The sequence below is a fragment of the Caballeronia sp. GAFFF1 genome (genome assembly GCF_023630705.1).
Lineage (GTDB): Bacteria > Pseudomonadota > Gammaproteobacteria > Burkholderiales > Burkholderiaceae > Caballeronia.
In genome coordinates this window covers 39,274-62,291 of sequence record NZ_JALQEM010000019.1, presented here as the reverse complement: position 1 = coordinate 62,291, position 23,018 = coordinate 39,274, and the positions used below count along the sequence as shown (strand labels likewise).

General features: G+C 62.5%; 17 protein-coding genes. 13 read left to right on the top strand and 4 right to left on the bottom strand.

The features are described from left to right. The first annotated feature begins 805 nt into the window (after positions 1 to 805). From NCR37_RS10165 to NCR37_RS10125, 9 genes are all read left to right on the top strand, one after another. A complete protein-coding gene (locus NCR37_RS10165; RefSeq protein WP_250472885.1) occupies positions 806 to 1,804 on the top strand; it encodes a GlxA family transcriptional regulator in 999 nt (332 codons plus the stop codon). Positions 1,805 to 2,031: 227 nt separating this feature from the next. Further along, positions 2,032 to 3,528 carry a mannose-1-phosphate guanylyltransferase/mannose-6-phosphate isomerase gene (locus tag NCR37_RS10160; RefSeq protein WP_250473031.1) on the top strand — a complete coding sequence of 499 codons (1,497 nt, stop codon included), beginning with the start codon at positions 2,032 to 2,034 and terminating at the stop codon, positions 3,526 to 3,528. 119 nt (positions 3,529 to 3,647) lie between these two features. Continuing rightward, positions 3,648 to 5,027: an undecaprenyl-phosphate glucose phosphotransferase gene (locus tag NCR37_RS10155; RefSeq protein WP_250472884.1), complete on the top strand. Its 1,380-nt coding sequence runs from the start codon at positions 3,648 to 3,650 to the stop codon at positions 5,025 to 5,027. A gap of 50 nt (positions 5,028 to 5,077) precedes the next feature. After that, complete coding sequence (locus NCR37_RS10150; RefSeq protein WP_250473030.1) at positions 5,078 to 6,232, top strand: polysaccharide biosynthesis/export family protein; 1,155 nt, start codon at positions 5,078 to 5,080, stop codon at positions 6,230 to 6,232. A 96-nt stretch (positions 6,233 to 6,328) separates the two neighbouring features. Then, positions 6,329 to 8,557 (top strand): polysaccharide biosynthesis tyrosine autokinase, encoded by a 2,229-nt coding sequence (locus NCR37_RS10145; protein WP_250472883.1) that lies wholly within the window; start codon positions 6,329 to 6,331, stop codon positions 8,555 to 8,557. A gap of 76 nt (positions 8,558 to 8,633) precedes the next feature. Further along, on the top strand, positions 8,634 to 9,752 hold the full coding sequence (gene gmd / locus NCR37_RS10140) for a GDP-mannose 4,6-dehydratase (protein ID WP_175944732.1): 1,119 nt from the start codon (positions 8,634 to 8,636) through the stop codon (positions 9,750 to 9,752). Between the two features lie 3 nt (positions 9,753 to 9,755). Continuing rightward, a complete protein-coding gene (locus tag NCR37_RS10135; protein ID WP_206466804.1) occupies positions 9,756 to 10,712 on the top strand; it encodes a GDP-L-fucose synthase family protein in 957 nt (318 codons plus the stop codon). Between the two features lie 29 nt (positions 10,713 to 10,741). Then, a complete protein-coding gene (locus NCR37_RS10130; RefSeq protein WP_250473029.1) occupies positions 10,742 to 11,884 on the top strand; it encodes a glycosyltransferase family 4 protein in 1,143 nt (380 codons plus the stop codon). A 171-nt stretch (positions 11,885 to 12,055) separates the two neighbouring features. After that, positions 12,056 to 13,372 carry a glycosyltransferase WbuB gene (locus tag NCR37_RS10125; protein ID WP_175944729.1) on the top strand — a complete coding sequence of 439 codons (1,317 nt, stop codon included), beginning with the start codon at positions 12,056 to 12,058 and terminating at the stop codon, positions 13,370 to 13,372. 62 nt (positions 13,373 to 13,434) lie between these two features. Here the strand turns inward: NCR37_RS10125 and NCR37_RS10120 are convergent, their stop codons facing one another. Beyond that, complete coding sequence (locus NCR37_RS10120; RefSeq protein WP_250472882.1) at positions 13,435 to 13,905, bottom strand: hypothetical protein; 471 nt, start codon at positions 13,903 to 13,905, stop codon at positions 13,435 to 13,437. Between the two features lie 387 nt (positions 13,906 to 14,292). On the opposite strand from NCR37_RS10120, the gene NCR37_RS10115 reads away from it, so the two are divergent. From NCR37_RS10115 to NCR37_RS10105, 3 genes are all read left to right on the top strand, one after another. Then, positions 14,293 to 14,865 (top strand): DapH/DapD/GlmU-related protein, encoded by a 573-nt coding sequence (locus NCR37_RS10115; RefSeq protein ID WP_250473028.1) that lies wholly within the window; start codon positions 14,293 to 14,295, stop codon positions 14,863 to 14,865. A 101-nt stretch (positions 14,866 to 14,966) separates the two neighbouring features. Further along, positions 14,967 to 16,688 carry an FAD-dependent oxidoreductase gene (locus tag NCR37_RS10110; protein WP_250472881.1) on the top strand — a complete coding sequence of 574 codons (1,722 nt, stop codon included), beginning with the start codon at positions 14,967 to 14,969 and terminating at the stop codon, positions 16,686 to 16,688. 114 nt (positions 16,689 to 16,802) lie between these two features. Next, positions 16,803 to 17,252: a hypothetical protein gene (locus NCR37_RS10105; protein WP_250472880.1), complete on the top strand. Its 450-nt coding sequence runs from the start codon at positions 16,803 to 16,805 to the stop codon at positions 17,250 to 17,252. On the opposite strand, the gene NCR37_RS10100 is transcribed toward NCR37_RS10105, so the two are convergent. Next, a complete protein-coding gene (locus tag NCR37_RS10100) occupies positions 17,246 to 18,454 on the bottom strand; it encodes a glycosyltransferase (RefSeq protein ID WP_250472879.1) in 1,209 nt (402 codons plus the stop codon). The genes NCR37_RS10105 and NCR37_RS10100 overlap by 7 nt on opposite strands. A 56-nt stretch (positions 18,455 to 18,510) precedes the next feature. Then, positions 18,511 to 19,989 carry a hypothetical protein gene (locus NCR37_RS10095; RefSeq protein ID WP_250472878.1) on the bottom strand — a complete coding sequence of 493 codons (1,479 nt, stop codon included), beginning with the start codon at positions 19,987 to 19,989 and terminating at the stop codon, positions 18,511 to 18,513. 514 nt (positions 19,990 to 20,503) lie between these two features. On the opposite strand from NCR37_RS10095, the gene NCR37_RS10090 reads away from it, so the two are divergent. Next, a complete protein-coding gene (locus tag NCR37_RS10090; RefSeq protein ID WP_250472877.1) occupies positions 20,504 to 21,658 on the top strand; it encodes an acyltransferase family protein in 1,155 nt (384 codons plus the stop codon). Between the two features lie 55 nt (positions 21,659 to 21,713). On the opposite strand, the gene NCR37_RS10085 is transcribed toward NCR37_RS10090, so the two are convergent. Further along, entirely contained in the window at positions 21,714 to 22,895 is a 1,182-nt protein-coding gene (locus NCR37_RS10085) for a glycosyltransferase (protein WP_250472876.1), read from the bottom strand. Positions 22,896 to 23,018: the final 123 nt, after the last annotated feature.

Below are 23,018 nucleotides of genomic sequence, written 5' to 3'. Positions count from 1 at the left end.
CTAATTCAGTTTCCGTGCGCCGCCGCAAACAGCTAGCAAATGGCGGAAATGGCCGAAACGCGAAGCCCCCCGGCGCGCGGTGCGTTCGGGGCTTCCAGCGGCGTTTGCACTGCATCATCGGCGCTTATTTGAAACTCCAGATTATGTCGTTTAATAATTAATCCGCCGCTATTTTAACGAGTGATCGCTTTTCGTTTCCGGTGAGATTATCAAAGCGAAGTGGAATTAATAGACTCTTTGAAAGTGCATTAGATGCCTTGCGCGGAAATTGCATTCCGCATGGAACAGTTTCGCTCGGCATGAACCAGGAATTGCCGATTAGCGCTGTACATAGACGGGTTGCATTCTCGATCGATGTTTCACGAATGAATCAGTTTCTCCTCTCCGGGAGACGAGCTGCAATTAGCCTGGAAGCCGCTCAGGGCCGACCGGCGCGGGTTTGCAGGCGGGTCGGTGTTCCATCGCACAGAACGCTATTTACAGCGCATCAAAGAATCGTGTAACTGTTTGTATGAGGAATCGGCAATTCTTTTCCGATCCGCTTTGATAAGCGCGGTCATCGGGATTCGAAAGAGGTTATCAATGTGCGCTCACCCTCATAACCGGACAGGTTTTGTGGTTCAGGCGCGAAAATCAGCCCACAAATAATCTCTGTCTGCTTATTATTCACACCAGCGGACCGATTCCGCCAACGTCTCGTTCCCATCGGTCACGGCAACCCGGCGAAGTTCGGGAAACGCCTTGATGCAACGCAATGGCCGAGTAACTCTTCCGCACCCTGGAAACAAAGCTGCAGAGGATGACCATGCCTTACGCCACACTCGAACCCGCTGTGATGGGTTGGACGCCTCCCTCGACGCGACCGTCGCAGGTCGAGGTCAAACGCATCGCGATACTGCTGTTCGACGGATTCTCGCTTTTGGGCGCGGGAATCGTCGCCGAAGTGTTTCACATGGCCAACGAACTGTCGTCGTTGAAGACGCGCGTCGAATGCACCTATGACGTGCGATTCCTGTCCGTCGAAGGCGGCAACGTGGCGTGCGCCTCGTCGGTGCGCGTCTGGACCGACGGACTGGACGCGCGCCACTACGGCGGCTTCGACGCGCTCTTCGTCGCGGGCGGCCGCGGCGCCGAAGAAGCGGCGAAGGACGAGCGCATCGTCGAATGGGTGCGCCGCATGAATTCGAAGACCACGGTCGTGAAGGCGATCTCCGAAGGCCGCAAGGTGCTCGAAGCAGCGGGCATCGGCGGCGCAGGCGATGCTCAGGCGCGCTACGGCAACGCGATGATCCAGCTGCGCGACGACGCGTCCGCCGAAGGCGGCGACCGCTACGAGTCGATGAAGGGCGCGCTCATGCTCGTGAAGCGCGATCTCGGCCTCGACGTATCGCGCAGTGTCGCCGAGCGCCTGATGCCGGGCTCCGCTGCGAAGCTCGTGTCGATTCTCGGCGACAGCGGCGCGGCATCCGCGGGCGACAAGATTCGCGCGGCGGCGCGCTGGCTCCAGGACAACTGCGAGCGGCCCATTTCCGTGGTCGATGCCGCGCAGGTCGCCGCGATGAGCGAGCGCAACTTCCTGCGCCGCTTCAAGATCGAGATGGGCATCACGCCATCGGACTATTTGCTTCAGGCACGCCTTGCCGTCACCTGCGCGCTGCTCACCGACTCCGAACTGCCGGTGGACAAGATCGCGCGGCGCAGCGGCATGGGCAACGGCGACCGGCTCGCCAAGATTTTCCGCAAGCGTCTTCTGATCTCGCCGACCGAATACCGGATGCAGAGCCGGCGCGAAGCCAACGGCTAAAGCGCGGCACGGCATGGCAGGAGACAGAAGGTCGAAGGTACAAGAATGCGCGCCGCCTTGTGTGTGATAGCGGACAGGGGTGGCGCAAAGCGTCGAACATTTGGCCGGACCATCTTGGTCCGCGGGCCAATCATTCTCGGGCGGCCAGTGGCATACAGCGCCGCGCACACGAACATGCAGGCAGGAGTCCTACGATGAGTAATGAGGCACGCACGGAAGGTGAGGTGATGGTAGGTAGGAGCGGTGAGGAGGCAGGCTCGGCCATGACGGCCGAGCCGTGCCGCCGGATCGTGCCGGTCATTCTCGCCGGCGGCTCGGGCACGCGCCTGTGGCCGATGTCCCGTGAGCAGTTTCCGAAGCAGTTGATCGGCATTGTCGGCCGCGACTCGCTTCTGCAAGCGACCGTTTCGCGCATGAAAGGCTTCAATGGCGGCTTCGATGTCAGCGCCGAGCCGATCATCGTATGCGGCGAAGAGCATCGCTTCACGACGGAAGAGCAGACGCGCGAAAGCGGCGTGACGGCGCAGATCATCGTCGAGCCCGCGCGCCGCGATACGGCGCCCGCGCTCACGCTCGCCGCGCTCGCCGCATGCAAGGACGGCCGCGACGCGATCATGGTGGCGATGCCCGCCGATCACTCCATCGCGGACATTCCGGCGCTGCATCGCGCGATCGAGATCGCGGCGGGGTACGCGGAGCGCGGCATGATCGCGACGCTCGGCATTCCGCCGACGCGCCCCGATACCGGCTTCGGCTATATCCGTCTCGGCGATGCGCTCGAAGACGGCGCGCACCGGATCCAGCGTTTCGTCGAGAAGCCGGCCGCTGAAGTGGCCGCGCAATACGTCGCGGCGGGCACGTACTGGTGGAACAGCGGCATTTTCGTGGTGCGCGCGAGCGTGTGGCTCGCGGCGCTGCAAGCGCTCAACGCCGACATGCACGCGGCCTGCTGCGCGGCCCTGAGCGAAGGCAAGGCCGACGGCAAGTTCTTCCGTCCGCATGCGGGCGAGTTCGGCCGCGCGCCGTCCGATTCGATCGACTATGCAGTGATGGAGCACATCGGCACCTCGAACGCGCCGTTCGAAGGCGTGGTCGTGCCGCTCGTCGCGGGCTGGTCGGACCTCGGCTCGTGGGACGCCGTGTGGGACGCGATGGACAAGGACGACTCGGGCAACGTGGCGAGCGGCCGCGTGGTGTTCGAAGGCGCGACCTCCAGCTATGCGCGCTCGGAAGGCGGACGTCTCGTCGCGTGCGTGGGCACGACCAACATCATCGTCGTCGAAACGGATGACGCCGTGCTCGTCGCGGACCGTTCGCGCGTGCAGGACATCAAGGGCCTCGTCGCCCGCATCCGCGAGCAGCATGCGCCGGAAGCGGACACGCACCGCAAGGTGCGCCGCCCGTGGGGTTTCTACGATTCCATCGAGCATGGCGACCGCTTCCAGGTGAAGCGCATCGTCGTGGCGCCGGGCGCGCGCCTGTCGCTGCAGATGCATCACCATCGCGCGGAACACTGGATCGTCGTGTGCGGCACGGCGCTCGTCACGCGCGGCGAAGAAGAGTTCCTCCTGAGCGAGAACGAATCCACGTTCATTCCGCTCGGCGTGCGGCATCGTCTGGAGAACCCGGGCAAGGTGCCGCTCGAGATCATCGAAGTGCAGTCGGGCAGCTATCTCGGCGAGGACGACATCGTGCGTTTCGACGACAAGTACGGCCGCAACTGAGTAGCGCTTCGGGGGCAGTGAGACAGCTTTCTTGCAACGGCAGGCATCACACCAAGACCGGCATGCGAGGAGGAGACAAACGTAGTCCGTTAGCTAGTTGAATCGTTCGGGGAAGAGACATGCGCGATTTACAAGGGTTGCTCGCGCGCCTGTTCGACGTCGCCATGATCGTCGGCGGCGCGGCGGTGGCGTCGCAGATCAGGTTCGAGTACATAGAGGCACATGCGTATTCGGCAGCGTTCGTCGCGTTCGCGGCGGCGTTTTCGCTTGCGCTGTTTCCGGGATTCGGCGTCTATGAATCATGGCGCGGCCGCAGCAAGGTGATGCTCGCCTGCCAGGTGTCGCTCGGCTGGTTGGTCGTGCAGGGCTGCGCGCTTGCGCTGATGTTCTCGCTGCACCGCCTCGACTACGTGTCGCGCCTCTGGTTCGCTTACTGGACGGCGGTGTCGGGCGGGCTCATGATCGCGGGGCGCCTCGCCATGCACGTCGTGCTGGCGCGCATGCGCAACGCGGGCATGAACCTGCATCAGGTGGCGGTCGTGGGTTGCGGCAGGCATTGCAACTCCATCGTGAAGAAGCTGGACCGCGCGAAGAACTCCGGCTTCCGTGTAACCGCCGCGCTGAACGTGGCGCCGGAAGCCGGCCGGCTCAACACGCGCGTTCCGGTGTACGAAGACCACGACGCGTTCGTGAACTTCGTGCGCACGCAGAACGTGCATGAGGTGTGGCTCGCGTTGCCGTTGTCGGAGGAGCGCACCATCCTGCGCTTCGTGAACGAGTTCCGCGACGATCTTGTCAACGTGCGTTTCCTTCCGGACGTGCGCAGTCTCGCGCTCTTCGAAGCGGGCGTGACCGATCTGCTAGGCGAAACGGCGATCAATCTCGTGGCTTCGCCGCTGTCGCAGAGCGCGCTCTTGCAGAAGGAAATCTTCGACCGTCTGTTCGCACTGCTTGCGATCATCGCCGTGTCGCCGTTGCTGATCGCCATCGCCATTGCGATCAAGTTGACGTCGCGCGGGCCGGTGCTCTTCAAGCAACGTCGCAAGGGCGCGGATGGCCGCGTCTTCAAGATCTACAAGTTCCGTTCCATGCGTGTGCATACGGAACAGGCCGGCGTGCTTCGCCAGGCCACGCGCAACGATCCGCGCGTGACCCGTGTGGGAGCATTTCTGCGCCGTACCAGCCTCGACGAGCTGCCGCAGTTCTTCAACGTTCTGCTCGGCGACATGTCGGTCGTGGGCCCGCGTCCGCACGCACTGGAGCATGACGACCTGTATCAGAAGGTCGTGTCGGGGTATATCCATCGTTACCGGATCAAGCCGGGCATCACCGGCTGGGCCCAGGTCAACGGCTTTCGCGGGGAAACTGATCTGATTGAAAAAATGGAAGGACGCGTCGCTCACGATTTGTACTACCTCGGTAACTGGTCGTTCGGACTCGATATGAGAATCATCGCCGCTACGATCTTCAAGGGACTACGCCACACCAACGCATATTGATGCAGGGGACGACCATCATGCACAACCAACAACAACCGGGCACCACATCCATGGCCGCCAATACGAACGTGTCGGGCGTCTTCCGGCTCTCGAGCCTGGCAGCGGCCGCTTCACTCTGTGTCATCTTCGCGGGCTGCGCGCTCGCGCCGGGCATGCACATGGACAAGCCGGCGGCGCTCGCCGAAACGTCCAACGAGCAGGGCGATACGACCTCGGCCGTGAACATCCCGATCACGCCGATCGATCTCTCGCTCGTGCGCAAGATGAAGGCCGCGCAGCCGACCACCTCGGTCGATCCGAACGCGAGCCTCTACGGCAAGGCGCGTGCATACACGCTCGGGCCGGGCGACGTGCTGCAGATCACCGTGTGGGATCACCCGGAACTCGTGGCCGCGGTCGGCCAGCCGCCGCAGCAGACGCGTCCCGCCGATGCCGCGCCCGGCTTCGTGGTCGACGCCGACGGCAACCTGCAATTCCCGTACGTCAACCGCGCGATTCACGTCGCGGGCAAGACCGAGTCGCAAGTGCAGCGCGAGCTGTATAACGAGTTGTCCAAAGTATTCGTGAAGCCGCAGCTGACGGTGCGCGTCGCATCGTTCCGTGCGCAACAGGTCTACATCGACGGCGAAGTGCGCACGCCCGGCTCGCAGCAGATCAACGACATTCCGATGACGCTGACGGAAGCCATCGGCCGTGCGGGCGGTTTCGCACCAACGGCGGATCAAAGTCGTGTCACGCTTATCCGTGATGGTGTGACGTATCACATCAACATCGCCGGGATGACCGCGAAGGGCCGCAACCCGGCGGACATCCTGTTGAAGGGCGGCGATGCATTGCGCATCGATTCGCGCGAAGACAACGGCGTGTACGTGATGGGCGAAGTGACGAAGCCGGCAACGGTGATCCCGATGCGCAACGGCAAGCTGACGCTCTCGGATGCGATCTCGCAGGCCGGCAGCTTCAACGCCGAGACGTCGGATCCGAAGGAGCTGTACGTGATTCGCAATGGCCAGACGGACAACCCCGAGGTGTACAAGCTCGATGCGCGTTCCCCGGTGTCCATGCTGCTCGCGAACAGCTTCGAGCTGCAGCCGAAGGACGTGGTCTATGTGGACAACAACGGGCTCGTCCGCTTCAGCCGTGTCCTGAACCTGCTGTTGCCGGCCATCAACGCCGGTCTGACGGCAGCCGTCATCACGAAGTAAAAGCAACAGCAAGTCTTCGATTCTTGCAGTATGACCGGCGCGCAGGGGCGCGCCGGAGACCTTGTGCGACATTCAAAGAAATAAGCGAGCGAGACCATGGCCATGAACTTTGATGCACGCTACTCGGACGTCTCGACCGGCGACGAGTTGCGATTATCCGACTATCTGGCTGCCGTATTCGGCAACTGGAAACTCGTGACGGTCGTCATGCTCGCGGTGGTCGCGCTGGGGACGGCCTACGCATTCATCGCGCCGCCGACCTACAAGGCGGACGCCCTCATTCAGGTCGAAGAGACCAACGCGAACAACAACGCGAACGCGAACGTCAACGCGGTGCAAGCCGTGTCGCAGATGTTCGATGCGAAGTCCACCACCGCCGCGCAGATCGAACTGCTGCGCTCGCGCCTCGTCGTCGACGACACGGTGCGCCGCCTGCACCTCGACATCAGCGCCGCGCCGCATTCCATTCCGGTGATCGGCGGCGCGGTCGGCACTGTCTTCTCGATGTTGAACGTGACGCCGCCCGCCGGCTATCTGTCGCGCTTCGCATGGGGCAACGAGCAGATCAGCGTGCCGCTCTTCGACACGCCGAAGGAGCTCTACGACCAGAAGTTCACGCTGGTTGCAGGCGAAGACGGCACGTTTGCGCTGAACGATCCGGAAGGCGTCGTGGTGCTCACGGGCAAGGTCGGCGAGGAAGCCACCGGCATGACCGCGCACGGCCCGGTCAAGCTGAAGGTGGACAAGCTGGTGGGCGCGCCTGGCGTGCACTTTGACCTGCAACGCTTCTCCACGCTCACGACCATCGACAACCTTCAGCAGCGTCTGACCGTTGCGGAGACGGCGTTGCAATCGGGCATCATCAGCGTGAGCCTCGAAGGGCGCAATCCGAAGGAAGCGGCGCAGATCGTCAACAACATCGCGAACCGCTACGTGCAGCAGGATGCCGACAAGCGTTCGGCCGAAGCGGAACACACGCTGGCCTTTCTCGATCAGCAACTGCCTGTCCTGAAGAAGCAACTCGACGATGCCGAACAGCGCTACAACACGTTCCGCAATCACCAGGGCACGGTGGACCTGAGCGAGGAAAGCCGTCTGTTGCTGCAACAGATCGTCGATAACAAGACCAAGCTCACGGACCTGCAACAGCAACGCGCCGAACTGTCGCAACGCTTCACGCCGAATCATCCGTCGGTGCAGGCTCTCGATGCGCAGATCGCTTCGTTGTCCGGCGCGCAGACGCGTCTTGGCAAGAGCGTGTCGACGCTGCCCGACACCGAGCAAACGGCACTGCGTTATCTGCGCGATGTGCGCGTGAATACCGAGCTGTACACGAACCTGCTCAACAGCGCGCAACAACTTCGCATCGCGAAGGCAGGGCAGATCGGCAACGTGCGCGTGGTGGACTACGCGCAGGCCGCCGACGATCCCGTCCGCCCGAAGCGCCTGCTCGTGATCCTCATCTCGGCTGGCGTGGGCCTTGTGCTCGGCGTGATTGTCGCGTTCATCCGCAAATCGCTGTATGGCGGCGTGGAGCGTCCGGAAGAGATCGAGAAGCAACTGGGCGTGCGTGTGTTCGCCATCGTGCCGCGCAGCACGCAGCAACTGCGCCTGCAACGCAAGGTCGGCATGCGTCGCGAGGGTCTGCATGTGCTGGCCGCTCAGGCGCCGGAAGACGCCGCGGTGGAAGGTATTCGCGGCCTGCGTACGTCGCTGCAATTGCAAATGGCCGATGCGCGCAACAACGTGGTGATGCTCACGGGCTCGCGTCCGGAAGCGGGCAAGTCGTTCCTGTCGGTGAATCTCGCGACGCTGGTTGCATCCACGAGAAAGCGCGTGCTTCTGATCGATGGCGACATGCGCCGCGGCGACATCCACTCGCACTTCGGCGTGCGTCATTCGCCGGGTCTGTCCGATGTGCTGATGGGCGCAGATGTGTCGAGCGCGATCCTGCACGATGTGCTGCCGGGCGTGGACCTCATCACCAAGGGCTCGCTGCCGTCGCATCCGTCCGAACTGCTCGCCAGCGATCGCCTCGGCGAGGTGCTGGAGCAACTCAAGCAGATGTATGACCTCGTGGTCGTCGATACGCCGCCTGTGCTGGCTGTCACTGACGCGACGGTCATCGGCAAGCACGCGGGCACGAGCCTCCTCGTCGTGCGCCACGGCAAGAATCAGGTGCAGGAAATCGGCGAGACGATGAAGCGCCTGCATCACGGTGGCGTGAGCATGAAGGGCGTGTTGCTCACCGACGTTCCGCAATCGAAGATTTTGATGGGCAGCACCTACGCCGGCTACTACGGCTACGAGAGCATCGCCGAATAAGGCGAGCAAAAACAGAAATAACAATGATGGCGCGTCGCCGCGCGCCAACTTCAGACCGCAGAATAAGAGGTTAAACATGGACCGCAAAGTTGCTTTGATCACGGGTATTACGGGGCAAGACGGGTCGTATCTTGCTGAACTGCTGCTCGAAAAGGGTTACGAAGTTCACGGCATCAAGCGCCGTAGCTCGCTCTTCAACACGGACCGCATCGATCATCTATATCGCGATCCGCACGATCCGGACCAGCGTTTGTTCCTGCATCACGGCGACCTGACCGATTCGACGAGCCTCGTGCGCATCATCCAGCGCGTGATGCCCGACGAAATCTACAATCTGGCGGCGCAATCGCATGTGGGCGTGTCGTTCGAAGAGCCGGAATACACCGCCAACGCGGACGGCCTGGGCGCACTGCGTATCCTCGAAGCAATCCGCATTCTCGGCCTCGAAAAGAAGACACGCTTCTATCAGGCATCGACGTCCGAGCTGTACGGTCTCGTGCAGGAAATCCCGCAGCGTGAAACCACGCCGTTCTATCCGCGCAGCCCGTATGCCGTGGCGAAGCTCTACGCTTACTGGATCACGGTGAACTACCGCGAAGCGTATGGCATGTACGCATGCAACGGCATTTTGTTCAATCACGAATCGCCGGTGCGCGGCGAGACGTTCGTGACGCGCAAGATCACGCGCGCCATTGCACGCATGGCGGTGGGCCTTCAAGAAGATCTCTATCTCGGCAATCTGTCCGCCATGCGCGACTGGGGCCATGCGCGCGACTACGTCGAGATGCAGTGGATGATGCTGCAACAGGAACAGGCCGAAGACTTCGTGATCGCCACCGGCGTGCAGTACAGCGTGCGCGAATTCGTGCAACACGCGGCTGCCGAACTCGGCGTGCATGTTCGCTTCGAAGGCGAGGGCGTGAACGAAGTGGGTATCGTCGATCGCATCGACAATCGCGACACCAAGTTCAAGCCGGGCCAGGTAATCGTCAAGGTCGATCCGCGCTACTTCCGTCCGACCGAAGTGGAAACGCTGCTGGGCGACCCGACGAAGGCGCACGACAAGCTCGGCTGGAAGCCGTCGACTTCCTTCGAATCTCTCGTGAAGGAGATGGTCCGCGCGGACTATCAGATCGCCCGTCGCGACGCGCTCGTGACGCTCGCCGGTTTCAAGGCTCTCGAACATCACGAGTAAGCCATGAACAAGCACGCACGTATCTTCGTCGCGGGACACCGCGGCATGGTCGGCTCGGCGCTCGTGCGCCGTCTGAGCGCAGCCGGCTACGACAACATCGTGACGCGCACGAAGGCGCATCTCGATCTGACGGATCAGGGCGGCGTGAACCTCTTCTTCGAAGAAGAGCAGATCGACGTCGTGTTCCTGGCGGCGGCGCGCGTCGGCGGCATTCTCGCCAATTCGACGATGCCCGCCTCATTCATCTACGAGAACCTCGCCATCGAAACGAACGTGATTCACGCGGCTTGCCGCTGGAACGTTTCGAAGCTCGTGTTCTTCGGGTCTTCGTGCATCTATCCGAAGGCGTGCCCGCAGCCGATCAAGGAGGAGTATCTCCTGCAATCCGCGCTCGAGCCGACCAACGAAGCGTATGCCATCGCGAAGATCGCGGGTCTCAAGATGTGCGAGGCGTACAACCGTCAGTACGGCACGCACTTCGTCTCGCTCATGCCGACGAACCTGTACGGCCCGAACGACAACTATGACCTGAAGAGCAGCCACGTGCTGCCCGCGCTCATCCGCAAGGCCCATGAAGCGAAGCTGCGCGGCGACGCGACGCTGCCCGTGTGGGGCACGGGCTCGCCGCGTCGCGAGTTCCTGCATGTGGACGACCTCGCCGATGCAGCGACCTTCCTGATGGAAAGCGACGTCAACGAAGGCGTGTTCAACGTCGGCGTCGGCCACGACCTGACCATCAGCGAACTGGCGCACACGGTATGCCGCGTGGTCGGCTTCGAAGGCGAGCTCGTGTTCGATGCGAGCAAGCCGGACGGCACGCCGCGCAAGCTGCTCGACGTGTCGAAGCTCGAAGGCATGGGCTGGAAGGCGTCGACCGGCCTCGAAGACGGCATTCGCGCGACCTATCGCGACTTCCTCGATCGCTACGCATCCATGCAGCCGGCGCCTGTCGCTGCCTGAAACACGTGGCATCCAGTCCAGGGAGAATAATAATGGCTTCAGTGACCATCTTTCATAACGTCGTCTGGTCGCGGCACAAGGGGGCGGTGCTGTCGGCGCTGCACAACATCGCGGGGTCCGGTTCCATCCGCTATTCGATGGTGCAGATCGCCGATACGGAACACGACCGCATCGGCTTCTCCGATGTCGACTACTCGTACCACCGCTATCCGATGACGAAGCTCTATAGCGGCTGCTACGAGGACGTGCCGACGTGGCGCATGACGGTGCGTCTCGTGTGGGAAGTGCTCAAGGCGAAGTCGGATCTCGTGGTTCTTCCCGGTTATCACCGCCCCGAATATTGGGCGATGATGGCAGCGTGCATCGTGACCGGAAAGCGTCGCGCCGTGTTCTGCGATTCCACCGGACGCGACAATCCGCGCCGCATGTTGACATCGATTCCGAAGCGCGTGTTCTTTGCCCTGTGCGATGGCTACTTCGCGTTCGGCACGCGCAGCCGCGAGTATCTGATGTCGCTCGGCGCGAAGCAGGAGAAGATTTTCATTCCGTGCCAGGCCGCCGCGCTGCCGCGCTCGTTCTCGCCGGAGACGGTGGTGGACGACCGCCTGGCGCATCGGCAGGGCAATAAGCCGGTGTTTCTGTTCGTTGGGCGCTTGTCGGCGGAAAAAGGTATCGATACGCTCGTCGATGCGTTCAAGCAGTTGAGAAAAAACGTGCCGAATGCGGAATTGCGCATAGTCGGCACCGGTCCTCTCGGGGATGATCTGAAGAAGCAGGTGTCAGAAGCCGGTCTGCAAGACGCTGTGCATTTCCTGGGCAGCCTTCAGGACGAGCCGCTCTCGCGCGAATATTTCGGCGCCACCTGCATGGTGCTGCCGAGCAAGCGTGAACCTTGGGGTCTCGTGACCAATGAAGCGTTGAGTCACGGTTGCCCGGTGATCGTGAGCGAGAGTTGCGGCTGCGTGCCGGAGCTGGTGGTCGAGGGCGTGTCGGGCTATTCGTTCCCCGCAGGCGATGTCGCGAGCCTGCATCGGACGATGCTCAAGTCGCTCGAAGCCTTCGCGGATACGGCAGGCGTTGCCAAGCGTTGTACCGATGTGATTCAGCGTTTCGATCCGCCTTCGGCTGCGGCGAACATCGCGCGGGGTTGCGCGCTGTTGCTGACGAATTGACGGTTCGGTGGTCGGTGGGAATCACCAACGGGGAAGACGTCAAGGAGGACGAACGGAAAGGGGAAGGGTGAAACGCCGTCGGGTCGCGGTCTTCGCGTCCCGATGGCTGGCGCTTTGCGGGCGAAAGGGCACGTTCGGGGCTCAGGGCGCGATTGTCGGGCGAGGGACCACATGAGAATACTGATCTACGGGCTGAACTATGCGCCCGAGTTGACGGGAACCGGCAAATACACGGCGGAAATGGCGGAAGCGTTGGCCCAGAACGGGCACGACGTGCGCGTCGTTTGTGCGCCGCCGTACTATCCGGAATGGAAGATCGGCGATGGCTATGCAAGCTGGCGGCATCGCTTCGAAACGCGCAAGGGCGTGCGTCTGTGGCGTGCGCCGTTGTGGGTGCCGAAAAAGCCGAGCGGCGCGAAGCGCATGCTGCATCTCGGCTCGTTTGCGCTGGCGTCGCTGCCTGCGCTCATCGCGCATGCGCTGTGGCGTCCGCATGTCGTGATGACGATTGCGCCGAGTCTGATGAACGCGCCGGGCGCGCTCGCGCTCGCCCGCCTGACCGGCGCGCGGTCATGGCTGCATATTCAGGACTTCGAAGTAGACGCCGCATTCGATCTCGGCCTCTTGAAGAACGCACGCGCGGCGAAGAGCGCGCTCGCGTTCGAACGCTGGCTGATGAAGCGGTTCGACGTGGTTTCGTCCATCTCGGACAAGATGGTCGAGCGCGCGGTGAAAAAGGGCGTCGCGCCTGCCGACGCGTTCCACTTCCCGAACTGGGTCGATACCACCGCGATCTATCCGATCGACGGTCCGAGCAGTTTCCGCAAGGAACTCGGCATCGGCGAGCACACGAAGGTCGTGCTCTATTCGGGCAACATGGGCGCGAAGCAGGGCCTGGAAGTGCTGGCCGAGGCCGCCGCCGCGCTCGCCGCACGCGACGATATCGTGTTCGTGTTCTGCGGCAACGGCGCGACCAAGAAGAAGCTGCAGGAACGTTGCGCGGATCTGCCGAACACGCGCTTCCTTTCGTTGCAGCCCATCGAGCGTCTCAACGAATTGCTGAACCTCGCGGACATTCACGTGTTGCCGCAACGCGGTGACGTGGCCGACCTTGTGATGCCTTCGAAACTTACGGGCATGTTCGCGAGCGCGCGCGCGGTCGTCGCGATGGCGCAGCCGGGAACTGAGTTGTATGAGGCTGTAGCTGGACGCGGCGTGGTGATCCCGCCGGAGAACGTCGAGGCATTGACGGACGCCATCACCATGCTCGTTCGCAATCCGGCGCTGCGCGCGCGTTACGGCGAGGAAGGGCGTCTGTTCGCGCAGGAGCGCCTGTCGCCCCAGTCGGTGTTCGCGCGGCTCGAAGAACGTCTGAAGTCGCTGATCGGCGACACGGCCGACACCCGCTTGAGCGATGCCGTCGACATGTCCATCGCGCGCATCGCGGAGCGCGCGCCTATTCTGCCGCAGGTCGAGAAGATCGAGTAGCAGTCTTGCCGGTGATGCGGCGCGTTACTCACAACGCGCCGTATCTACCGCGCGTCGTTTCATCAATAAGGCGACTTGTAGATGTCCCGCGCCCGCGCAGCTCTGGCCGGCGCCTTGAAGCCGTTGGGCGTCGGATAGAGCGTGGCGGCCGCGCCTTGCGGCATCAGCATGGCTTTCGCGTCGCCCTGGCGTCCCGCGCGCCGCAGCTGCGCGCCGGCGCCCGGATTGCCCACATATCCGTTCTGTTGCGCAAGCAGCTTGTCCGTCGGCGAGATGCCCTGCGCCGTCTGCGCATTGGTAATCGGCCCGCGCTGGCCGCCCCGCCCGTTGGTCGGCGCGCCGTACGGATCGGCATAGGTATCGGGACTCCCAAGCAAATCCATTTCCGTCGGCACACCGCCGCCCGCCTGTTGCTTGCTGATGGCGGCATCGGCGAAGTTGCCCGCATGCGCGACAGACGATGCAGCGAGCGCGCAGGGCCCCAATGCAGCGATGAGAAGCGGCATGAGCGCCGCGCGTAGCTCGTGTTTCATGGTCTCTCCTGGCTGATTACGTTAAGCGTTATACAGAGCGCGCATCGGCTTATCGGTACGCTACGTCACGCGGCTCGATCGTTTGCATGCAGCATAGAGCGATGCATCAGCCGCCAGCGCCAAAAGTCTTGCCGTTACGGCCAACCGTGCCGCACCGCACATGGCGCTTTTTAACGTTCGCTGATAATCCGTTCACCGTATGCAGTCTTGAACGAAGAAGCGAGACGACACGGATGCGCGCGTGCAATGCGCGCCGACATACAAGGCCAATAAAGAGTCACTTGCTCGCAAGGCGCAGCAGGCGAACAGCGAAACGGGCGGGGAACCATGGACAGAGCGATCGACGAGCGAGTCATCGGCGCGGCCGGCAGTGACGGCTTCGACGGCATGCGCGAGACATCCGCGAGACGCGGAAAGGTGATCGACCTGTCGCGCGCAGGCCCGGGCAATTTCGTGGCGAAGCGTAGCTTCGTGATCGAGCTCGTATGGTTCTTCGTCGAAGCATGCTTCATCAATAACAAGCTCATACCGGTTTCGTTCGTGCGCGTCGCGTTGCTGCGGGCGTTCGGCGCGCGCATCGGCAGGAACTGTCGGATGCCGCATCCCATTCGGGTGAAAGCACCGTGGAACTTGAGCGTCGGCGACAACTGCTGGTTCGGCGTCGATGCATGGATCTATAACCAGACCGATATTCGCATCGGCTCGAATGTCTGCATTTCGCAGGGGACGTTTCTCACGACGGGATCGCACGATGCCGCCGGCAATATGGACTTGCAGGTCGCACCGATCGTGATCGAGGACGGCGTCTGGATCACATCCAGGTGCGTCGTGCAGATGGGCGTCACCATTGGCCGCTCGGCGCTCGTTACGCCGCAGTCGGTGGTGCATCGCTCGCTGGAAGCGGAAGGCGTATACGGCGGTAACCCGGTGCGCTTCATCAGAAAACGCTTCCCGGCGTGAATGGATATTGGCAGTCGAGAGTGCAGTGATCTTGTCGGGACCACACTCCGGATGCGATCCTGCGACACCGCTTAAGCATAAAACAAGAAGGAGCACGGGGAATGTTCATTGACAGCCGCAGCGTTGACCAAGGCGCAGTCATAGAGACCACGGTTTGCATCGTCGGCGCGGGCGTGGCGGGGATCACGCTTGCACTGGAACTGGAAAAGCAAGGCATCGACGCGGTTCTGCTCGAAAGCGGCGGATACCGCGCCGATGACGAAACACGCGACCTGTATCGCGGCGAGAACGTTGGGGTTCCTTATGAATTTGCCGATGGCTGCCGCAGCCGCTTTCTCGGCGGCAGCAGCAATTGCTGGGGCGGATGGTGCCGGCCGCTCGACCCGTGGGACTTCGAAAAGCGCGACTGGGTGGCCGACAGCGGCTGGCCGTTCGGCCTCGACGAGCTGCGTCCTTACTACGCGCGCACGCATGCGTTGTTGCAACTCGGCGAGAACAACTTCGATCCTGCCTACTGGGAAGCGGCGATTCATCGCTCGGACGTGCGGCGTCATCCGTTCGCGAGCGGCAACGTCCGCGATACGATCTCGCAGTTCAGCCCGCCCGTACGTTTTGGCAAGGTGTATCGCAAGCAACTGCTGGATGCGAAGAACGTGCGCGTGTTTCTGTTCGCGAACGCGTTGAACATCGATACCAACGGCGACGCGCGTTCGGTCACGAAGATCGATGTCGGCACGCTGTCGGGCCGCCGCTTCGGGATCCGCGCCAAGGTGTTCGTGCTCGCGACGGGCGGCATCGAGAATGCGCGCCTCCTGCTGTCGTCGAACAAGGTGCAGGCAGCGGGCGTCGGCAATGGCAATGACCTCGTCGGCCGCTATTTCATGGACCATCCGCGGATCATGTCGGCGAACGTGCGCTTCAAGAAGGAATGGGCGCGCAACAAGCTCTACGACATCAAGTATCACTATCAGAACAAGGCGGTGTCCGCGCACGGCACGTTCATCTCGTCGCAGTTCGCGCTCACGCAGCAAGTGCTCGAACGCGAGAAGCTGCTCAACGCGCGCGCATGGTTCTATTCGGTGTTCCGTGGCGAAAACACGAAGGGCTCCGAAGCCCTCATTCGCGCGAAGCAGGCGCTCCTGAAGAAGGACCAGCCCGGCTACAGCATGACCGGCGATGTCATGACCATGCTCGCGCATCCGGTCGATACCGCGTGCTTCGGCCTCGCGCGTCTGTTGCAGCCGCGCCCGCTCATCACCGAAGTGAAGATTCAGACGATCGTCGAAGCGGAGCCGAACCGCGACAGCCGCGTGACGTTGTCCGCGCAGAAAGACTCGCTCGGCATGAATCGCGTGAAGGTGAACTGGCAGGTGACCGAACTCGTGAAGCGCACCTTCGACCGTACCGTCGCGCATATCGCGGCGGAACTGCAACGCGGCGGCGTGGCCGACGTGACGCTCGACGAGCCGCTCGAAGGCAAGCCGTGGCCCGCGCAGCTCGAGGGTACGTGGCATCACATGGGCACGACACGCATGCACGATTCGCCGAAGCAGGGCGTCGTGGACCGCAACCTCAAGATCCACGGCATGAGCAACCTCTATGTGGCGGGCAGCTCCGTGTTCCCGACGGTCGGCGCGAACTTCCCGACCATCACGATCGCCGCGTTGACGTTGAGGCTTGCGGCGCATCTGGGGCGCGTCATCAAGGGCGACGACACGATCGGCACGCTCGTCACGTCGTCTGGCACGCCGCTTCGTAACGAGACACCAGCCGACCTTCCGATGGCGGCTTCAGCAATGCATATGCGGGGAGACCTGGCTTAAAAGCCGGCGTTTGGGGAAAGGGGACGCCGCCGGTCGAACGACCGGCGGCGTTTTCTTTTGGTGAAACGGTCGTCGCTATAATCGCATTCCGTCTCCGCTCATCGCTCATTCGCCGTGAAAAAGCTCACCGTTCTCGCGCTCGCTTCGTTGTTGCTCGCTGCATGCTCGTCCGCCGAAAAGGAGGCGCAGCGTGCGGAAGGATTCTCGTACTCCGAGCGCTCGCTCGATGCGGCGCAGCGCAATGCGACCGTCGCGTGCCGCGACGCCGCGCAATGCGATGCGATGTGGACGCTGACCAAGCGCTATATCGAAGAAAATTCGAATCAGCCGGTGATTCGCGCGGATGCGGTGGCCATCGAGACGGATGTGCCTTCGCGGTCGGGCAAGCCGGTTTATTCGGCGACGCGCGTGGCGAAAGGCAATGGCGCGACGATTGCGCTCTATGCGCAATGTCGCGACATGTATGGCCCGGAACGGGCGCGGGGTTCGGATTACGACGACTGCGCGAGCAAGATCATCGCGGCGCAAAACCGCTTCGCCGCTTATTTACGCCCGGCTCAATAACGTTCGAAGGACGCGGACAGCATGCCTCGCGTGAGGCCGCCGTCGCGCTTGTTCGCCGTTTCCCGTAGCACGCGTGCGAGGTCCTTCGACATGGCTTCGACGTGAAAGCGTTGCATGAAGGTGGCGAGCGCCTGTTCGCGCATCGCGGCTGCGGCCTGTGGGTCCATGCGCAACCATGTCGACAGCGCGTCGATGGTGCCCTCGACCGTATCGCTCGCGACGATGCCAGCGCCATCCTCTTGCACTTCGCGCCAGATGTTGACCTTGTCCGAGATCAGCACCGGCAGCTTGGAGCCCAGCGCCTCGGCCACGGCGATGCCGAAGTTCTCCTGATGCGAAGGCAGCGCGAAGGCATCGCTCGTGCGGAACGCGCCCCACTTGAGATCGCCGCTCAACATGCCCGTCCACGTCACGCGGTCCTCGATGCCCAGTTCCTTCGATAGCGTGCGCAGTTGCGCGGCCCATTCGCTATGGTCGGGGCCGGCCATCACGAGATGCGCGCGGGCGTCGATATCGCGTACGGCTGCGAAAGCCTTGAGCAGCAGATCACAGCCCTTCTTTTCATGGATGCGGCCGAGAAACAGAATGGAACGCTTGCCGGCGAGCTGCGGGAATCGCGCCAGGAACGCCTGACGCAGCGCGGTGGAATCGGCAGGCGGCTGGCGCGTGCCGAACGCCACCACTTCTTCCTTCGCGCGATACATTCTGAACGATTCGCGCGCGAGCAAGCGTTCTTCCTGTGTCGTGAAAAGCACGCGCCTCGCATCGCGCAATACGCGATACTCGGCCCAAGGCCAATACAGGCACTTCTTCAGATGCTTGAGCGGATACGTGCGCTTGAACCACGGATCGAGCATGCCGTGCGGGAACACGTAGTAGGGCACGTCGCTGTCGCGCAATGCTTTCCACGCGCCGAAGCTGTGGTACTGCCAGAGACCGTTGACGATCACCGCATCGAAGCGCGCGGCATGCTCCTGCAGCCACGGCACGAGCCGCGGGCAGAGCCCATAGAAGCCGCGCGACGGTCCGAGCGCGTGCAGACGCAGCGGAAAGGCGCCGAGATACGGCGCATCCGGCGCATCGAGCGAGACGACTTCGATTTCATGCCCCATCGCCCGCATGCTGAGGCCGCTTTGCAGCACGCCTTCGGTTGGGCCGCCCGCACGCGGATCGACAGTGGAAAGCAGATGCAAAATCTTCATGGCGAAACGATCCCCGGTTCGTTGGCGTATTGGGCCCGCTGGCTTTTCTAAGCCTTCTATGCGGACGGTGCGAAGCTGCTCGCTCCCGGCGGCGCGTCATGCCGGCTTTCGCCGTGATGCTCGTGCGCGAGTCCCGGTGCTTGCGCGGGCATCAGTTCCGGCTGCGGGCCGTACGGACGCCATTCCGGGCGCCAGTCGGCATGAACATCGTCGCGCGTGCGTCCGTAAGGCGTCCTGAAGGAACGTCGATTCACCGACTGCGTGCGCATGGCATGAGCGATCCGCGCGAATGCCGCGACGAGCAGACCCAGCGCCACGCCGAATACGATGCCCGAGAAGCGATTGCCGAGCGGATTGCCGCCGACGGAAGTGGCCGGCAGCGCGGCCACGACCAGCAACGCGCGGCCGAGCACCGGCAGATACATCGCGTCGGGCGCGCGATTGCGCCATGAGCGGTACGCCATCGACCCGCGGTAAAGCGCCCACAGCACGCCGGCAGGCAATGCGATGCCGAAGAGAATGCCGCCCGCGAAGAACTGATAGACCCAGAAGTTATGGCCCGCCGCCCATTCCTTGATCGCGTAGAAGTCCTTCTTCGTGAACTGTCCCGCGAGGTCCGGCAAGTACGTCGGCGAATAGCGATAATCGTGACCGTAGCCCTTGCCGATCAGCACCGCGAGGGTGTCGGACGTGGTCTGATCGTACTGGTCCTTCATTTCGGCAAGACGCGTGATGGTCGTCGGATCGCGGCCGGATTCGGTGGCTTTCGCGAAGTTCAGGCGCTGCGACCAGTGCTCGGCCACGCCGGGAAAGAACGCGGCGGACGCGGCGACCATTGCGCCGAGCAGCGAGGCGATCATGATCGCGCGCAGTGCCGCCGTGAAGAGATGCTTGACGGACGGCGCGGCAAGCCACGTCGCATAAGCGAAGAGCAGCACGGTGCCGACGAGCAGACTGCGCGTGACGCTCAACAGCTCGATCACGACGGTCGCAAGAAAGAGCAGCACCGTGAACTTGGTCATGCGCTTGGCGATGACGAACTCATGCAGCAGCAGCCCCTGCAAACAAAGGAACGTGACCGATACGATGCGAAAACGCACGTTCTCCAGCCCGCCGCCCGTGGCCATGCCATAGACGAAGCTGAAGATCAGCGAGGCGATCATGGACCAGTACATGGCGCGCTCGAACTGCTCGAGGCGTTGCGAATCCCACGGACGGCACGCGACGAGATAACCGAGCAGCATGAGCGCGAACGGCAGGATCACGCGCATGTAGTTGCCCGAATCATTGCCCTGAATCATTTGCGTCGCGATGCTGCCGACGATGGTCAGCATGAAGAGCGACGTGACCCATGTGCGCAGCCGCGAGCGTTGCGCGAAGCGTGGCGCAATCAGCAGAAGCGCGCCGCCTGCGAATATCGCGGGAACGGTGAGGAGAATCTGGATGGCTTTGCTGGCCGTTTCCGCGCCCTTGAAGTCGAATGCGAGCGGAAGCAGGAATAGCCAGATCCAGACGACGGCGAACTTGTTGCGCATGGCGTTCTCTTTAGATGGCAAAGCTCGTCGAGCTTTACTTCTCGCGGTTGGATCCGCTTCGTGCCCTGGAGGCCTTGAGTCGCGTGTTGTGTGTTCGAATCAGCTTGAGCGACGGTCCCCGGGTACCCCGTATTTGTGGGTCGAATATATCAGCGGGCAAAAGCGCACGCCGTCGCGGCGGCGTTTTGCGACTAGCGTTCGGCGCGAAACGACGGATGCTCATGTGCGCCGCGCCACGCTCGCTCAGGCGCCGTTCGCTGCGCGCGAAGGGATATGTTGTCGATGCCGCATAGCGTGCGCGGCGCTGTCCGGCAACGATGCGATTCTGGCGGATCAAGCCGCTATTCCGGAACGATTATGGTCATGCCGGCAATTGGCCTTCGCGGGTCAGTGGCGGCATTGACCAAATGACATCCGCGATGCGCGTGCGTGCGCCGATATGAGGACTCCCGGCGGCGAGGCATCCAATACAACATAAGCAGCATAAGACCTTCGCAGACAGGGGGGGAAGGCCATGAGCCTTTTCGGCGCCACACGCATGCCAGGACCCAATCGATCGATCGAGCTCGATTTCATCCGGGGACTCGCCATCATCGCAGTCATGGGATATCACTTTCACTCATACCCGACCGGCAGCGCGTTCATTGCCGCCATCGAGTATCCGCTCAAGAGCTTCGGGCACGAAGGCGTGAATCTGTTCTTCACGTTGAGCGGCTTTCTTGTCGGCGGCCTGCTGCTCAAGCAGTATGCGCAGGAAGGACGCATCGACGCGACGCGCTTCATCGTGCGACGCCTTTTCAAGATCTGGCCCGCGTACTACGCGCTGATTCTTTTTCACGTGCTGGTGGGGCGCCATCCGACGAATACGTTCCTCGTGCAGAACCTCACGCACATGCAGAATTATTTCGGTTCGTCGATCGCGCAGACGTGGAGCCTCGCGGTCGAAGAGCACTTCTATCTCTTCTTGCCGTTACTGCTGATCGTGTTCGCGCGGTGGCAGACGCGCATCAACACGATTCTCAGCGTGCTCGCGTCAATCTGCGTCGCGGTGCTGATTGCACGGACCATCGCGGTCTATAACGGCGATCTCGACGGCACGTTCTTCTATACGCAATACCGCATCGACAGCCTGTTGTTCGGGGTCATGCTCGCCGCGCTCTATTGGCTGAAGCCTGCGGTGTATCGCGGCATTGCAGAGAGAAAGGGCCTGTTGCTGGCGGCCGTCGCGGGGCTCGTGTTGTGGCTCGTGTTCGGCACGCGCAACGTGGAGCTGGACCAAAGCATCGGTTATACCGTGCAGGCCATCGGCTTTTGCGCGCTCATCGTGCTGACGGTCGAGTACTCGGGGCGTATTCGCGAGTCGCGGCTTTATCGGCTGATCGGGTGGATCGGCGTGTATTCCTATGGCATTTATCTGTGGCATTCGCTGGCGCTCGCACCGGGCGACATCCTCATTCGCAAGGCGGCCGCGCTGCATCTTCCGGCGATACCCGCGTGGGGCGTCATCATGGCGGCTCAGTTCGCCATTGCGATCGTGGTGGGTTATGTGACGACGCGTGCGGTGGAGTTCCCGTTCCTGCGCATGCGCGATGCGCTCTTTCCCGCGAAGCGGAAAGTGCAAGCGCAGAAGGTGGTGGACGCGGTGGAAGTGGTCGGAAAGCAGGCTTGATGCGAATCAGCCGGTTCCTGCGGTCATCGCGAGAACCGGCGTGATGCTGACTGCGTCAGGCGATCGCCTGGCGCAGTGTTTCTTTGAATTGCCCGAGCGTATTGCGCTCCAGCAGATGTCCGGCGCGGACAGGGCGCTTGCGGCGCGCGAGAACATCGTCGAGCGCGCGATTGATCGAGCCCGGCGTGAGATCGTCGATCACCGGTCCCAGCTCGCCCGTGCGACAGAACCATCCGATCAGTCCATCGGCCGTTGCAATGACCGGCTTGCCGAAGCGGAATGCCTGCACGAGCACGCCGCTCATGCCGTAGTGGCCTTTATAGCCCAGCCAGACGACATCGCAGGCAGAGAAGAGGTCGAGCTCCGTCTCGCTCGAAATGAAGCGGTCCAGCACGATCGGCGCGGGCAACAGCTTGCCTGCGGCTTCGCTCAACAGCGCGCGCACGTCGCTGTCCTGAGCGCCCGCGATCACCAGCTTCGGCGTGTGCACGCCGTCCTTGCGCTGTGCCAATGCTTCGATCAACTCGAAGATGCCCTTGCGATCGTTGATCGCACCATAGACGAGCACATGCATGCCCTTCGAGAGACCGAGCCTGCGCCTCGCCGCCGATGGCTCGGCAGCATGCGCATCAGGAAACGGATCGGCGAGATAGTCGATGCTCGTTCCGTGCGCACGGCCGCCGTTGCGCTTCCACCAGTCGGGCAGCGTCGGGTCGATGGTCAAGAGCGTCTTCATGCCGCCCACGCGAATGGCACGCGCGAACAGCCGCGACTTCACCGCATTGATAAGCGGCCGGCGCGGCGCGCGCACGCCGACGAGATGATGATGAAAGTTCGAGCGCATCGTGACACCGACCCACGGCGTGTTGCCGAACGGCGAGCGCAAAAACGGCAACGCGAGCAGAAAGTAGTCGACATAGGGCACGACGACGAGCGCCACCTTGCGTTCGCGACTCGCTACCGCATAGGCGTGCTTGAAGTTCGCATGCGCGCGCATATAGCTGATAGACCCGAGCCCCTTGCGCGTGCCGTGCTCCGGCGGCGCAACGAACGTGATGCCGAGCGCATCGCCGCCTTGCTCCTGAATCTGCTTCACGAGCGCATGCCCGGCATTGCGCGGCTCCGTGACGATCAGGCAGCGCAAGCCTGCTTCCATATAAGCATTCGCGGCCCATTGCGCGTAGCGCCAGCGGTGACCGCTGAAATCAGGCTCGATGATGAGAACGGTATCGTTCATCGTGAAGTGGCATCCGTCATGGTGTTTTCTAATCAGACACGGTTTCTCGTCGAGAATCGAACGTAACACCGCGCCCGCGCATTGAATGGCCATATTTCAGCGCTTATCCGCGTCGCGCGATGT

Excerpts from the sequence above, each read along its gene's own strand:
- NCR37_RS10095 (WP_250472878.1), bottom strand. The coding sequence starts at position 19,989 with ATGCGCAACAAGTTCGCCGTCGTCTGGATCTGGCTATTCCTGCTTCCG.
- NCR37_RS10135 (WP_206466804.1), top strand. The coding sequence starts at position 9,756 with ATGAACAAGCACGCACGTATCTTCGTCGCGGGACACCGCGGCATGGTC.
- gmd (WP_175944732.1), top strand. The coding sequence starts at position 8,634 with ATGGACCGCAAAGTTGCTTTGATCACGGGTATTACGGGGCAAGACGGG.
- NCR37_RS10150 (WP_250473030.1), top strand. The coding sequence starts at position 5,078 with ATGGCCGCCAATACGAACGTGTCGGGCGTCTTCCGGCTCTCGAGCCTG.
- NCR37_RS10160 (WP_250473031.1), top strand. The coding sequence starts at position 2,032 with ATGGTAGGTAGGAGCGGTGAGGAGGCAGGCTCGGCCATGACGGCCGAG.
- NCR37_RS10120 (WP_250472882.1), bottom strand. The coding sequence starts at position 13,905 with ATGAAACACGAGCTACGCGCGGCGCTCATGCCGCTTCTCATCGCTGCA.
- NCR37_RS10155 (WP_250472884.1), top strand. The coding sequence starts at position 3,648 with ATGCGCGATTTACAAGGGTTGCTCGCGCGCCTGTTCGACGTCGCCATG.
- NCR37_RS10115 (WP_250473028.1), top strand. The coding sequence starts at position 14,293 with ATGCGCGAGACATCCGCGAGACGCGGAAAGGTGATCGACCTGTCGCGC.
- NCR37_RS10125 (WP_175944729.1), top strand. The coding sequence starts at position 12,056 with ATGAGAATACTGATCTACGGGCTGAACTATGCGCCCGAGTTGACGGGA.
- NCR37_RS10110 (WP_250472881.1), top strand. The coding sequence starts at position 14,967 with ATGTTCATTGACAGCCGCAGCGTTGACCAAGGCGCAGTCATAGAGACC.
- NCR37_RS10085 (WP_250472876.1), bottom strand. The coding sequence starts at position 22,895 with ATGAACGATACCGTTCTCATCATCGAGCCTGATTTCAGCGGTCACCGC.
- NCR37_RS10090 (WP_250472877.1), top strand. The coding sequence starts at position 20,504 with ATGAGCCTTTTCGGCGCCACACGCATGCCAGGACCCAATCGATCGATC.
- NCR37_RS10145 (WP_250472883.1), top strand. The coding sequence starts at position 6,329 with ATGGCCATGAACTTTGATGCACGCTACTCGGACGTCTCGACCGGCGAC.
- NCR37_RS10165 (WP_250472885.1), top strand. The coding sequence starts at position 806 with ATGCCTTACGCCACACTCGAACCCGCTGTGATGGGTTGGACGCCTCCC.
- NCR37_RS10100 (WP_250472879.1), bottom strand. The coding sequence starts at position 18,454 with ATGAAGATTTTGCATCTGCTTTCCACTGTCGATCCGCGTGCGGGCGGC.